Source organism: Actinomadura barringtoniae (assembly GCF_017573505.1).
In the GTDB taxonomy this organism is placed as follows: domain Bacteria; phylum Actinomycetota; class Actinomycetes; order Streptosporangiales; family Streptosporangiaceae; genus Spirillospora; species Spirillospora barringtoniae.
In genome coordinates this window covers 59460-71493 of record NZ_JAGEOJ010000030.1, presented here as the reverse complement: position 1 = coordinate 71493, position 12034 = coordinate 59460, and the positions used below count along the sequence as shown (strand labels likewise).

Annotated in this window: 15 protein-coding genes; 9 read left to right on the top strand and 6 right to left on the bottom strand. The window is 71.0% G+C overall.

What is annotated here, in order from left to right; all coding sequences use genetic code 11:
• Nucleotides 1-21: 21 nt before the first annotated feature.
• Nucleotides 22-378 carry a hypothetical protein gene (locus J4573_RS48275; protein ID WP_208263182.1) on the top strand — a complete coding sequence of 119 codons (357 nt, stop codon included), beginning with the start codon at nucleotides 22-24 and terminating at the stop codon, nucleotides 376-378.
• A 47-nt stretch (nucleotides 379-425) separates the two neighbouring features.
• On the opposite strand, the gene J4573_RS48270 is transcribed toward J4573_RS48275, so the two are convergent.
• Entirely contained in the window at nucleotides 426-1241 is an 816-nt protein-coding gene (locus J4573_RS48270; protein WP_208263181.1) for a class I SAM-dependent methyltransferase, read from the bottom strand.
• 74 nt (nucleotides 1242-1315) lie between these two features.
• Nucleotides 1316-1987: a hypothetical protein gene (locus J4573_RS48265; RefSeq protein WP_208263180.1), complete on the bottom strand. Its 672-nt coding sequence runs from the start codon at nucleotides 1985-1987 to the stop codon at nucleotides 1316-1318.
• Nucleotides 1988-2010: 23 nt separating this feature from the next.
• Between J4573_RS48265 and J4573_RS48260 the strand changes: the two genes are divergently transcribed.
• Genes J4573_RS48260 through J4573_RS48245 form a run of 4 tightly spaced genes read left to right on the top strand, consistent with a single transcriptional unit; the run spans nucleotide 2011 to nucleotide 5550 of the window.
• Nucleotides 2011-3474, top strand: a complete 1464-nt coding sequence (locus J4573_RS48260; RefSeq protein ID WP_208263179.1) for an aldehyde dehydrogenase — start codon at nucleotides 2011-2013, stop codon at nucleotides 3472-3474.
• A complete protein-coding gene (locus J4573_RS48255; RefSeq protein WP_243774782.1) occupies nucleotides 3474-4211 on the top strand; it encodes an SDR family oxidoreductase in 738 nt (245 codons plus the stop codon). The genes J4573_RS48260 and J4573_RS48255 overlap by 1 nt, the downstream gene beginning before the upstream one ends.
• The gene (locus J4573_RS48250) at nucleotides 4208-5113 is read left to right on the top strand and encodes an NAD(P)-dependent oxidoreductase (protein ID WP_243774781.1); all 906 of its coding nucleotides are present in this window, start codon (nucleotides 4208-4210) and stop codon (nucleotides 5111-5113) included. The genes J4573_RS48255 and J4573_RS48250 overlap by 4 nt, the downstream gene beginning before the upstream one ends.
• Nucleotides 5113-5550: a carboxymuconolactone decarboxylase family protein gene (locus J4573_RS48245; RefSeq protein ID WP_208263178.1), complete on the top strand. Its 438-nt coding sequence runs from the start codon at nucleotides 5113-5115 to the stop codon at nucleotides 5548-5550. Before J4573_RS48250 ends, J4573_RS48245 begins: the two co-directional genes overlap by 1 nt.
• Here J4573_RS48245 and J4573_RS48240 read toward each other — a convergent pair.
• The 3 genes from J4573_RS48240 to J4573_RS48230 all read right to left on the bottom strand — a co-directional run bounded on the left by J4573_RS48240 (nucleotide 5471) and on the right by J4573_RS48230 (nucleotide 7326).
• Nucleotides 5471-5935, bottom strand: a complete 465-nt coding sequence (locus J4573_RS48240) for a GNAT family N-acetyltransferase (RefSeq protein WP_208263177.1) — start codon at nucleotides 5933-5935, stop codon at nucleotides 5471-5473. The two genes, J4573_RS48245 and J4573_RS48240, sit on opposite strands and share 80 nt — an antisense overlap.
• Nucleotides 5936-5955: 20 nt before the next feature.
• The gene (locus J4573_RS48235) at nucleotides 5956-6498 is read right to left on the bottom strand and encodes an acetamidase/formamidase family protein (RefSeq protein WP_208263176.1); all 543 of its coding nucleotides are present in this window, start codon (nucleotides 6496-6498) and stop codon (nucleotides 5956-5958) included.
• A gap of 141 nt (nucleotides 6499-6639) precedes the next feature.
• Nucleotides 6640-7326: a response regulator transcription factor gene (locus J4573_RS48230; RefSeq protein WP_208263175.1), complete on the bottom strand. Its 687-nt coding sequence runs from the start codon at nucleotides 7324-7326 to the stop codon at nucleotides 6640-6642.
• A gap of 134 nt (nucleotides 7327-7460) precedes the next feature.
• Between J4573_RS48230 and J4573_RS48225 the strand changes: the two genes are divergently transcribed.
• Both J4573_RS48225 and J4573_RS48220 read left to right on the top strand, forming a co-directional pair.
• Nucleotides 7461-8261 (top strand): hypothetical protein, encoded by an 801-nt coding sequence (locus J4573_RS48225; RefSeq protein ID WP_208263174.1) that lies wholly within the window; start codon nucleotides 7461-7463, stop codon nucleotides 8259-8261.
• A 246-nt stretch (nucleotides 8262-8507) separates the two neighbouring features.
• Nucleotides 8508-9155: a helix-turn-helix domain-containing protein gene (locus tag J4573_RS48220; RefSeq protein ID WP_208263173.1), complete on the top strand. Its 648-nt coding sequence runs from the start codon at nucleotides 8508-8510 to the stop codon at nucleotides 9153-9155.
• Nucleotides 9156-9161: 6 nt separating this feature from the next.
• On the opposite strand, the gene J4573_RS48215 is transcribed toward J4573_RS48220, so the two are convergent.
• On the bottom strand, nucleotides 9162-10322 hold the full coding sequence (locus tag J4573_RS48215; protein ID WP_208263172.1) for a cytochrome P450: 1161 nt from the start codon (nucleotides 10320-10322) through the stop codon (nucleotides 9162-9164).
• A 41-nt stretch (nucleotides 10323-10363) separates the two neighbouring features.
• Here J4573_RS48215 and J4573_RS48210 point away from each other — a divergent pair, with 41 nt between their 5' ends.
• Together J4573_RS48210 and J4573_RS48205 are read left to right on the top strand one after the other, a co-directional pair.
• A complete protein-coding gene (locus J4573_RS48210) occupies nucleotides 10364-10735 on the top strand; it encodes a hypothetical protein (RefSeq protein ID WP_208263171.1) in 372 nt (123 codons plus the stop codon).
• 23 nt (nucleotides 10736-10758) lie between these two features.
• The gene (locus J4573_RS48205) at nucleotides 10759-12027 is read left to right on the top strand and encodes an LLM class flavin-dependent oxidoreductase (RefSeq protein ID WP_208263170.1); all 1269 of its coding nucleotides are present in this window, start codon (nucleotides 10759-10761) and stop codon (nucleotides 12025-12027) included.
• The last annotated feature ends 7 nt before the right edge of the window (nucleotides 12028-12034 follow it).

Below are 12034 nucleotides of genomic sequence, written 5' to 3'. Positions count from 1 at the left end.
GCAACGCGACAGGGAGCCTCCATGTCCTTCTCGACGCGCACGCTCGGCCTGGGCCTCGCGACCGCCGCCGCCGTCACCGCACTGGGCGCCACGACCGCCCAGGCCTCCGAGGGCGGCGCCACCACGCAGCGCGCCTGCACCTACGACGTCTGCATGTACAGCGGCAAGAACTTCACCGGCAAGTGGGAGGGCTACAACCACTACAAGAACCACTGTGTCTCCTACGACCACGCCTTCAAGATGCGGTCGCTCAAGATCAACAGCTCCGTCGGCACCACGTTCTGGTCCAAGAAGGGCTGCACGGGCACCCCGTCGGTGAGCTGGGCCGGCCACGCCAAGGTCAAGAGCTACACCTTCACCGCGCGCTCCAGCCGCTGACGCCCTGACGCGGGTGCTCACGGCGCCGCCGCTCGTACGGCTGAAGGTCAGCCGACCGGGCGGCGGCCCCAGGCGCTGACGAACGCCTCGCTCGCGTCCACGAACGACGGCTCGTCGAAGAGGGCGCGCGCGGCGGCGATCTCGTCGGCGGTGACGAGGCCCTTGGCGACCATGGCCGCGCCGACCTGGTCGAGGAAGGCACGCCAGAACCGTTCGGTCGGGCCGCCGTCGCCGATGGTGAAGACGTTCACCGCGAGCCCGAGGTCGGTCAGCCCGGCGTCCGCCAAAGCGCGCGGCTGGCGGCGGCGCGACCAGCCGAGGTCGCCGCCCTGCGCCTCGACGAGCGCGATCAGCGCCTTCGCGACCTTGGCCCACGCCGGATGCGGCGAGCTGTCGAACGGGAACATCGCCAGGTCCTCGACGACCAGGCAGCCGCCCGGGGCGAGCCAGGACGCGGCCCGCTTCAGCAGCTCCTCGCGTTCGGGTAGGTGCATGAACAGCGCGCGGGCGTGGATGAGGTCGTAGGTTCCCTCCGGCAGGTCGATGACCCGCACGTCCTCCTCGCGTACGTCCAGGTTCGTCGCCCAGCCCGGGTCCAGGTACCGGGTGTCGACGTCAACGACCGTCACCCGCCCGGCCGGGAAGCGCCGCGTCATCCAGCGGGTGACCGAGCCCGCCCCGCCGCCGAGTTCCAGGCAGCGGGCCGAGTCCGGCAGCGACACCGCCCGGTCGGCGAGCACGGCGAGCGTGACCGGATCGAGCTGCTCCTCCAGCAGCTGGAGCCGCCGCAGTTCGGTCGGGACGTCGTGGCTCATCGCCCCCTCGCTGTAGCGGTCGGCCGGGGCGGTGGGGTGCTGGGTCATCTCGCCGTCCTTGACTTGAGAAACGGTCTGAGGCGGGGGGCGAGTCCCAACATAAACGATCTTGGATGGTCCCGTTATTCGGGGATGTGGGGGGTTCCGTCGCGGAGGGGCGGGAAGCGGTGGGTGGCGGCGGTGGTGCCGCGGGTCATGCGGGTGATGTCGGCCTCGGGGAGCACCTCGGTGTCGTCGTCGATGATGACCTCCCAGCGGCAGTGCGGGACGCGGCCGGCGGGGACGCGGGGCGGGCGGTGCACCGGGCGGATGCGTGCCTTGGGGTTGACGGCCTGGGCGGTGATGTCGAACGTGCCGTCCTCGATGGTGTGGCACATGCCCTTGATGGAGCGTTCGCCGAACGGCTCGACGTCCAGCAGCGCGCCGCAGGAGCGGAGCTGGAAGAAGCCGTGCGTCTCGGAGATCAGCTCGTACTCGACGTCCATGTAGTGCTGGGCGAAGCCCGGGTCGAGCTGGAGGCACTTGAAGATGGCCGAGACACCGTCGCCGTCGATCTTCATGATGTCGCGGACACGCTGGGTATAGACGGGGCTCGCGCCCTTCCACTCCTCGATGGCGACCTCCTCGACGACCTGCTGGCCGTAGCGCATCCCGACCGAGATCAGGGTGGAGCGGTCGAGCAGGTGGACGATCAGGGCGTACTCGCGGACGAGGCGCACCAGCGCCTCCTTGGACAGGTCCTCGAAGCGGAAGTCGGGATCGAATTCCCCCGAATAGTCCTTGCGCTCAGTCATGAACCGAACTGTAGTCTGGACAGGTGTCCAGAACAACCGATCGCTTGCTTGTGGACGGGCGCCTCGTTCCGGGAACGGGCGGCACGTTCGAGACCATCGACCCCGCGACCGAAGAGGTGCTCGGCGAGGCCGCCGACGGCACCGCCGACGACATGGACCGGGCGATCGACGCCGCCCGGCGCGCCTTCGACTCATCAGGCTGGGCGGGTGACGTCGCGTTCCGCGCGCGCTGCCTGCGCCAGCTCAGGGAGGCCCTGCAGAACCACGCCGACGAGCTGCGCGAGCTCACCATCAAGGAGGTCGGCGCGCCCCGCTTCCTGACGTTCGGCGCGCAGCTCGACGCGCCGGTGAACGACCTGGGCTGGTTCGCCGACCTGGCCGAGTCGTACGAATGGACCACCGGCCTCGGGCGCGCCGAGCCGATGGGCATGCCGAGCGAACGGAAGGTCTACCGCGAGCCGGTGGGGGTCGTCGGCGCGATCACGCCGTGGAACTTCCCGCACCAGATCAACCTGGCCAAGCTCGGGCCCGCGCTGGCCGCGGGCAACACGGTGGTGCTGAAGCCCGCGCCCGACACCCCGTGGTGCGCGTCGGTGCTCGGCTCGATCATCGCCGAGGAGACCGACATCCCGGCGGGTGTCGTCAACGTGGTGACCTCGTCGGACCACGCGCTCGGCGCGCAGCTGGTCGAGGATCCGCGCGTCGACCTGGTGTCGTTCACCGGCTCGACCGCGACCGGGCGCAGCGTGATGACGGCGGCGGCGCAGGGGCTGAAGCGGGTCTTCCTGGAGCTCGGCGGCAAGTCGGCGTTCATCGTGCTGGACGACGCCGACCTGAAGGCCGCGTGCTCGTACGCGGCGTTCAACGTGGCCACCCACGCGGGCCAGGGCTGCGCGATCACCACCCGGCTGCTGGTCCCCCGGGCGCGGTACGACGAGGCGGCCGCGATCGCGGCCAAGTCGCTGCGCCGAATCGGGGTCGGCGATCCGAACGACGACAAGACGCTGTGCGGGCCGGTCATCTCCGCGCGCCAGCGCGAGCGGATCGAGGGCTACCTGGAGCTGGCGGTCAAGGAGGGCGGCTCGTTCGCCTGCGGCGGCGGGCGGCCCGCCGACGCCGACCGCGACCGGGGCTTCTGGATCGAGCCGACGCTGATCACCGGGCTGACGAACGAGAGCCGGACCGCCCGCGAGGAGATCTTCGGGCCGGTGCTGGTGATCCTGCCGCACGACGGCGACGACGACGCCGTCCGCGTCGCCAACGACTCCCCGTACGGGCTGTCGGGCGCGGTGCACGGCGGCGACCTGGAGCGCGCGCGGGGCGTGGCCCGGCGGCTGCGCGCCGGCACGGTCAGCGTGAACGGCGGGGTCTGGTACTCCGCCGACGTGCCCTTCGGCGGCTACAAGCAGTCGGGCGTCGGCCGCGAGATGGGCGTGGCCGGGTTCGAGGAGTACCTGGAGACCAAGGCGATCGCGGAGGGAGTCTGATGGGGCGTTTCGAGGGCAAGGTCGCGATCGTCACGGGCGCGGCGGGCGGCATCGGCGAGGCGTACGCGCGGGCGCTCGCCGCCGAGGGCGCGTCGGTCGTGGTGGCCGACCTGAGCGACAAGGGCCAGGGCGTCGCCGACGACATCAAGGGCCTGTACGTGCGGACCGACGTGTCGGACCCGGCCTCCGCCGAGGCGATGGCCGCCGCGGCCGTCGAGCGCTTCGGCGGCATCGACCACCTGGTCAACAACGCCGCCATCTTCGGGACGATGAAGCTGGACTTCCTGTTCACCATCGACTGGGACTACTACAAGAAGTTCATGGCGGTGAACATGGACGGCGCGCTGCTGTGCGCCCGCGCCTGCTACCCCGCCATGCAAGAGCGCGGCGGCGGCGCGATCGTCAACCAGTCGTCCACCGCGGCCTGGCAGTACTCCGGCTTCTACGGCCTCGCCAAGGTCGGCGTGAACGGCGTGACCCAGCAGCTCGCGCACGAGCTCGGCAGCATGAACATCCGGGTGAACGCCATCGCGCCCGGCCCGATCGACACCGAGGCCAACCGCGCCGTGGTGCCCGGCAACATGTCGCAGAAGATCGTGCGGGACAAGATGGCGCTCAAGCGGATGGGCACCCCGCAGGACCTGGTCGGCATGTGCCTGTTCCTGCTCTCCGACGACGCCGCCTGGGTCACCGGCCAGATCTTCAACGTGGACGGCGGCGAGGTGTTCCGCGCATGACCGAGCCCGCGAAGACCGAGCCCGCGAAGACCGAGCCCGCGAAGACCGAGCCCGCGAAGACCGAGCCTGCGAAGACCGCGTCCTTGAAGACCGGGTTCATCGGCCTGGGGCAGATGGGCGCGCCGATGGCCGGGCACCTCACCGACCTCATCGTCTACGACACCAGCGCCGAGGCCCTGGAGCCGTTCAAGGGCAAGGCGGCGGGCAGCGTGGCCGAGGTCGCCCGCGAGGCGGACGTCGTGTCGGTGATGGTCCGCGACGATGACCAGGTGAACGCGGTCGGCGCGGAGATCCTCGCCTCGGCGCGGCCCGGCACCGTCCTGGCGATCCACTCCACGATCCGGGCCCGTACGGCCGAGGACCTGGCGACCCGCGCCAAGCCGTACGGCATCGAGGTCGTGGACGCCCCGGTGAGCGGCGGCTTCATGGGCGCGAGCGCGGGCAGGCTCGCGGTCATGGTCGGCGGCACGGACGAGGCGTTCGCCAGGTGCGAGGAGTCGTTCGGCGCGTGGGCCGACCTGATCCTGCACATGGGCCCGGTCGGCGCGGGCACCCGCACCAAGCTGGCCCGCAACCTGCTGCACTTCGTCGCGTTCACGGCGGCGGCCGAGGCGCAGCGGCTGGCCGAGGCCTCCGGGGTCTCGCTGCGCAAGCTGGGCCGGGTCGTCCGGCACTCGGACGCGATCACGGGCGGTCCGGGCAGCATCATGATCCGTTCCACCACCGCGCCGCTGGCCGAGGACGACGCGCTGTACGGCATCCTCCGCCACGCTCAGGCGCTCGGCGAGAAGGACCTGTCGCTGGCGCTGGAGCTGGCGGACGAGCTGGGCGTCGACGCGCCCCTGGCCAGGATGGCGCTCGAACGCTTCGGCGCGGGCCTCGGGTTTCCGGAGGAGAAGTGATGGACGAGCGGCGAGCACGCGGCCTGGAGATGATGCGCCAGGTGTACGGGTGGGAGATCGGCGACGCCCCCGGCGACTTCTTCGGCATCACCGTGGACCACCTGTTCGGCGAGATCTGGACGCGGCCGGGCCTCAGCCTGCGCGACCGGCGGCTCCTGCTCATCGGCATGCTGGCGGGCCAGGGTCTGAACGACGTGCTGGACATCCAGATCCCTGCGGCCATGCAGAACGGGGAGCTCTCCCCCGACGAGCTGCGCGAACTCGCCATCTTCCTGACGCACTACATCGGCTGGCCACTCGGCTCAAGGCTGAGCGTCCAGGTGGACACGCTCATCGCCAAGGAGGAGAAGCGGGTGGCTAAGGAGCGTGCCAGGTCAGAGAGATCTGATGCTCCCGGAAGCCCATCGAACGGTAGAGGTGAGCCGCCTCCGGAGTAGCGTGCAGCTCCACCCGGGACACCTCCTTCTCCTGGAACCAGCTCAGCAGCTCGTTCATGATCGACCGGCCGTAGCCGAGCGTGCGGTACGCGGGGTCGGTGACCATGCCCAGGATGTAGCCCGCCAGCGCGTTGGCCTGGTAGGGCGTGGGCAGCCGGTACTGCACGACCCCGATGCCGCAGGCCGCGAGGTCGCCGTCCCTCCCGTCGATCACGAAGACGCCGAGCTCGTCGCCGCCGAGCCGTTCCTTCATGTCCCGTTCGAACGCGCTCTGCCACTCCCACGTGCGCGCGGGGACGTCGGAATCGATGAGCGGCTTGAACAGCAGCTCCCGCAGCCGGGTCAGCTCGGGAATGTCATCGACGGTGGCCGGGCGAACAATCATTTAGCCAGCCTAAGGGACCTTCAGGGCATCAGCATCGGCCCGGTCACCCCGAACCTCTCCACCCCCTTGCGCGTCAGGTGCACGCGAAGGTCGATCCAGCCGGCCCGCCCGGACCCGCGGCACTCCGCGCCGCGGGCCGGGAAGTGCAGGTCCCCGGCCGACAGCTTGGCCCCGCGCACCTGGACCGGCAGCAGGATCCGCGAGCCGCCGGTGAGCGGCGCGATCGCGCATCCGCCCACGTCACGACCCCGCAGCCCGGTGCTGAGCGCCTCGGCGGCGGCGGGCAGCGCGGGCGCGCAGCCGATCACCCCGGGATGACCGGACGGGGCGTACACCCCGTCCGAACGCCCGAGGCCCAGCACGTCCACCACGATGACGTCGCCGGGTTCGGCGCCGACCACCACGATCGGCCCGCACAGCAGGTCGGAGTCCTCGCACTCCAGGCGCACCGACCCGCCCGTGATGACCTCCGCGACCGCCGGGATGTCCGGGTGCCAGCGGATGTGGCCGGGCACCGCACGGCCGGTGCCGGTGTAGCGCGGAGCGTCGAGCGAGAGCGTCAACGAAGGTCCCTTCCCCAGAGATCGCCACGAGAACGACGACAGAGGTGATCATGCCGACGCTCCTGTTTCCGATCGGTTTCAGGCCCCTTAAGGTCCCGTAAGCGAAACCCCTCCGAGCACCGGAGCTCCGGGTCGCGCGGGCTAGGGCAGGATCGGCTTTCGTCCGTAAAGGCCGTTCCGACCGGCCCAGGCGGCCAGTTCCGTGCGGTTTCTCGTGCCGAGTTCCCGGCAAAGCCGTTCCACGTGATGGTGAACGGTGTGGCGGCTCAGATTGACGACGTCGCCGATCTGCCGGTCCGACATTCCGGTGGCGAGCAGCCGAACGATGCGCAGCCGGGTGTCGTCGCCGTTCTTTCCGGGCCGCAGACCCGTCTTCGACAGCAGCAAACCGTCCATGGCGGCGTCGCGAGCCTCATTAAGCGCGGCGTGCAGAACGACGTTCCCGCGCGTCATCGCGTGCAGGACCCGGAGCGATTCGGCGGCCGAGGCCTCCAGGTCGAGCAGTCCGGAGACCCCGGCCTTGGTGAGCAGCCGGAGCTGCAGCGGCGTCACGATGTGCGGGCAGCAGATCACCGCGAGGATGGGCAGCCCCGGCATGCGAGCCCGGTAGGCTTCGCAGATCCGGGCGGAGAACTCCACGTCAAGGGCCACGTCGACGGCCATGACGACATGTCCGGACGCGGTCGGCAGCCGGATCTCGCCGACCGCGTCGGCGTCGGCCGGCAGCGGCCGGATCTGGAGTCCCCGCGCGTCCACGGCCCGGAGGCTCTCGAAGAACGCGCGGACGGCAGGTCGTTCGGAAACAAGCAACAAGCAGGTCCCGGTCATTTCACACTCCCCCGATGGGTCACCCGCGGGCGGGCGCCATGCCTTGAACGGTAGGTCTCGATAGCCATGGCGTCATGTCACCCCTTCGGATGACAAAGAAAAGAATGGACGAGGGCCATATCGAGGGAGAGGACATGAAGCCCGCAGATCACGGGGGGCTGCGCGCCGCCCGCTTTTCGGACTGGGACGACGACCGGCTCGGCGAATGCGATCCGAGGGAGTTCGCCGACCTGCTCCACCGGCGCGCCCTGGACATCGCCGAGGACGTCTACCACGCCGGCAACTACGAGATGGCCGAACTCGATCCGGCGGTGTACCGCGAAAGGCTGACGTTCTATCTGCGCCGCCGGGCGTGGGGCGAGTGCTACTTCGGCACGCTCACGCCCGCCCGGCAGATCACGCTTCTCGGCGCCGACGAGGCCGCGATGAAGCTGCGCCTGGCCCGCCAGATCAAGGACGAGGTGCGCCATCACGACGTGTTCGCCTACGAGGTGAAGCGGCTCGGCGGCGAGTGGCGCATCGCGCACTTCCCGGCGCCGCGAACGCTGCTCCGGATGTACGAGGTCCAGCTGGCGCGGAGCTCGGCCGCCGAACTCGCCGCCGCCAACCAGTACTCCGGCGAGATCGTGCTGTCGGTCCAGGACCGCGAGGAGGACAACGTCCTGCGGATGCTGCTCGACGAACGGATCATGACGGCCCTGGAGGACATCGAGGCCGACGAGCCCGCGCACATCGCGATCGGCCGTGACCTCGTCCGCCAGTACGCGCGTACGCCCGGAGAGATGCGCGCCATGGCCGCCGCCCAGGAGCTCTTCCTGGAGGCGCAGATCGCCCAGCACGTCAGCGAGATCCAGGCCCTCGGCTGCCGCCGCGTGCGGGCCGCACCGGTCTTCGAGAGCCGCGCGAACGACTCGCCCGATTCTCGGGACCGCTAGCCAACTCTGCGTACGCGGTCACGTTCACACCGTGGAGCGACCGGCGCGAAGGCGGTCGCGCGGTCCGAGGAGACACGGCCAGGTGTGGCCACGCTGATCCGGCCGACGTGTCCAACCGTAAACCTGCCACGTTCCATCTGACGTCAGGTCAAACTTTGGGTCACCCTGCGACGTATCTACAGTATGGGCCGTTCTGAGGGACGCAGCCGGGGCGGGCGAGCGGGAGCGGCCAACTGAGGGGACGGAATGGCCGATGTGATCCCTGTCGCCATGATCGGCGAATGCATGCTGGTCGAGGGGTTCCGCGCCTGGGTGGGCGGCGTGCGCGACGTGGACCTGGTCGCCGCCGCGCGCACGGTGGACGAGCTGCTCACCGATCCGGCGGGATCGGACGGCGAGCCCGGCGTGGTGCTGCTCGACCTGTTCCTGCGGGACCGGTCCGACCCCGCCAAGAACGTGCGGCGGCTCACCGAGCGGTGGGACCGGGTCGTGGTCATGGGCCCGGCGAACGAACGCGAGTGGACGGCCCGCACCATCCAGGCCGGTGCCCGCGGGTACGTCGGCAAGGACCAGGACCTGGTCACGCTCGCCGCCGCGATCAGGCAGGTGGCCGGCGGAGACGTCGCCTACCCGGTCGAGTCGCCGCACCGCACCGCTCCCGTACGACCGAGTCTGTCGGCACGCGAAGAGGCGGTGCTGCACGCCTACGCGTCCGGGCTCACGCTGGAGGCCGCGGCCCGGCTCGTCGGCGTCCGCGCTCCCACCGCCAAGACCTATCTGCAGCGAGTGAAGAGCAAGTACGCCGAGGTCGGCCGCCCCGCACAGACCAAGCTCGAACTCGCCGAACGCCTCCGCCAGGACTGCCCCGCCTGCCACCACGGGCTGGCCCACTGAACGCCGTCAGGACCGCCGTGGGCCAAGCCGTACCGGCAGCGACCGCACGCCCCGCATCATCAGGTTGTCGCGCCATCGCAGCTCGGCCGGATCGATCGCGAGCGCCGCGCCCGGGTGCCGTTCCAGCAACGCGCTCACGGCCACGCGCCCCTCCATCCGGCCGACGGCGGCGCCCACGCAGTGGTGAATGCCGTATCCGAACGCCAGATGCGCGGCTTCCGAACGCCACGGATCGAACGTCTCGGCCTGCGGGAACTCCTCCGGGTCACGATCGGCCGCCGCCAGGAGCAGCAGGATCGGCTCGCCCCTGCGGAACACCACGTCACCGAGCCGCACGTCCTCGGTGGGGAAACGCCAGGTCGGCGTCTTCACCGGCCCCTCATAGCGGAGCACCTCCTCGATCGCCCGCTCGACGACCTCGCCGTTCTTGGTCGCCGCGCCGGCCTCGCCCGCCTCGTTGCCCGCGAGCAGCAGGTAGGCGGCGTTGCAGATGAGGTACGCGCTGCTCTCGTGCCCGGCGAAGAACAGCTGGTAGACCAGCGAGATGAGCTCGTAGTCGTCGAGCTTGTCCTCGTCGCGCGCCGACGCGAGCACGGCGGTCAGCCCGGCGCCGGGACGGGAGCGCTGCGCGAGGATGAACGGGACCAGGTAGCCCTCCATCTCCTCGGTCACGCCGTCGAACGAGGCGTCGTCCTCCAGCTCGGCCCGTACCAGCGACAGCCCCCAGCGCCGGAAGTCCTCCCGGTCGTCCACCGGAACGCCCAGCAGCTCGCAGATGACCGTCACCGCGATCGGCAGCGCGTAGTCGGCCAGCAGGTCGATGCGGTCGCGCGGGCCGATCTCGTCGAGCAGGCCGTGCACGTACCGGCTCGTCGGCTCGTACAGCGCGGCGATGCGCCGGGCGGTGAGGGCGCGCGACATCAGGCGGCGGAGCCGGGTGTGGTCGGGTGGGTCGACGCTCAGCAGATGGCGGCCGAGCAGCGCGACCTTCTCCTCGGCCCGCCCACGCCCGATGGCCAGCCCGCGTGCTCCCCACCCGCGTGCTCCCCGTTCGCGTGCTCCCCGTTCGCGCGTTCCGTGCCAGCGCGCGGCCCGGCCGTGCTGGACCCGGCCGGGCCGCGCGTGCCAGTCACCCGCCGCGGCGGGCCGCGCCCCCGGACGCGCCATTGGGGGTCCGTCCGCCCGTGCGGCCCGCCGCGGCGGGGCCATTGGGCCAGGTCAACTGGCTGGCCTTCACCTGCGGCCCGTGGGCGGCGCACTACCGCGACACCGTCCGCGCCTGGCCGCCGGCGATCGCACTGGCGATCGTCGCCGCCGAAAGCCTCGGCGAGGAGGGCCTGCGCGCGAGCGAACTCGCCGTGCTGCGGCCCGCCGGCGGCACGCTCGCCGTGGGCCTGGTCTTCGTTCTGTCCCTGCTGACGGTCCGAGCCCACCCGGTGGCGGCGCGGCGCGACCCGTGGTCCGCGCTCACCGCGGCCGGTGCGCTCGGGGCCGTCCACTCCGCGGTGCTGTGGGCGGTGCCCGCGCTGGTGCCGCTCGTCGCGGCCCGCACGGCTCTCTACGTGCTGGCCGTCATCTGAAATCGATCAAGGAGGCGTCCACCGTGAAGCACGGAATCTCACTGCTGCCCGACTGCCGGCCCGCCCGCCGTCCGGCCCGCGACTACTTCGCCGACGTGCTGGAGGTCGCGCGGATCGCCGACGCGGCCGGCATCGACTACATCAAGATGACCGAGCACTACCTCAAGGACTACGGCGGCTACTGCCCGAGCCCGCTGGGCTTCCTGGCGTCGGTCGCCTCGTGCACCTCGCAGATCAGGCTCATGACCGGCTGCATCCAGGCGGCCTTCCACCACCCCGTGCAGATCGCCGCCGAGACCGCGATGGTCGACGCGATCAGCGACGGCCGCCTAGAGGTCGGCTTCGCCCGCGCGTGGCTGCCGTACGAGTTCGAGGCGTTCGGCGTGCCGCTGGACGAGAGCCGCGCCCGCTTCCAGGCCACCATCGAGGCCGTACTGCGGCTGTGGACCGAGGAGAAGGTCACCGAGGAGATCACCATGCGGCGCGCGGCGGACTGTGCCATAGGGTCCCTAACGTCGTTAGGTGCCGGTATCACTAGACTCGCATTCGCATCGCCGGCACGCAACCGCAAGCGGGAGGGCGCCATGCCACCAGCGCGACGACCAGGCGCCGGTTCATCACCGGACCGCTCTCCGGTCACGGTCACGACCGTGGTCGCCGTGGCGCTGCAGATGCTCGAGGAGGAGGGACTGGAGGCGCTGACCATGCGCCGCGTGGCCGGGCGCCTCGGCATGCAGGCGCCGTCGCTCTACTGGCACATCAGCGGCAAGGACGAACTGCTCGACCTGGTCGCGGACGCGCTGCTGGCGGGGCTCGACCTGTCCGCGCTGGCGGCCGAGGGCGGCGACTGGGAGGACGCGCTGATCGGGCTGGCGATCGCCTACCGCGACTACCTCAAGGCGCGGCGCGACGCGGCGCGGGTGCTCGCCGGGCGGTTCATCGCGGGCCCCGCGTTCATCCGCAACTCCGAGATCATGCTGGGACTGCTGCACGACGCCGGGATGCCGACCCGCGACGCCACCTACGCCCTGCACCTCATCGTCACCTACGTGCAGGGCTTCGTCCTCCAGGAGACAGTGCCGATGTCGGCGCAGGAGGCGGCCGAGAGCCGCGGCGCGACGCTGGAGCAGCTGCGCGCGACGCTGCGCGACCTGCCGCCCGCCGAGTTCCCGCGGGTACGGGACGGCGCCGACGACCTCACCAGCGCCGACGTCGACGGCCGTTTCGTCTTCGGGATCAAGTGCATCACCGCGGGACTGCCGCGCGTGACCGCCGCCCCGGACGAGGCCTAGGGCGGGA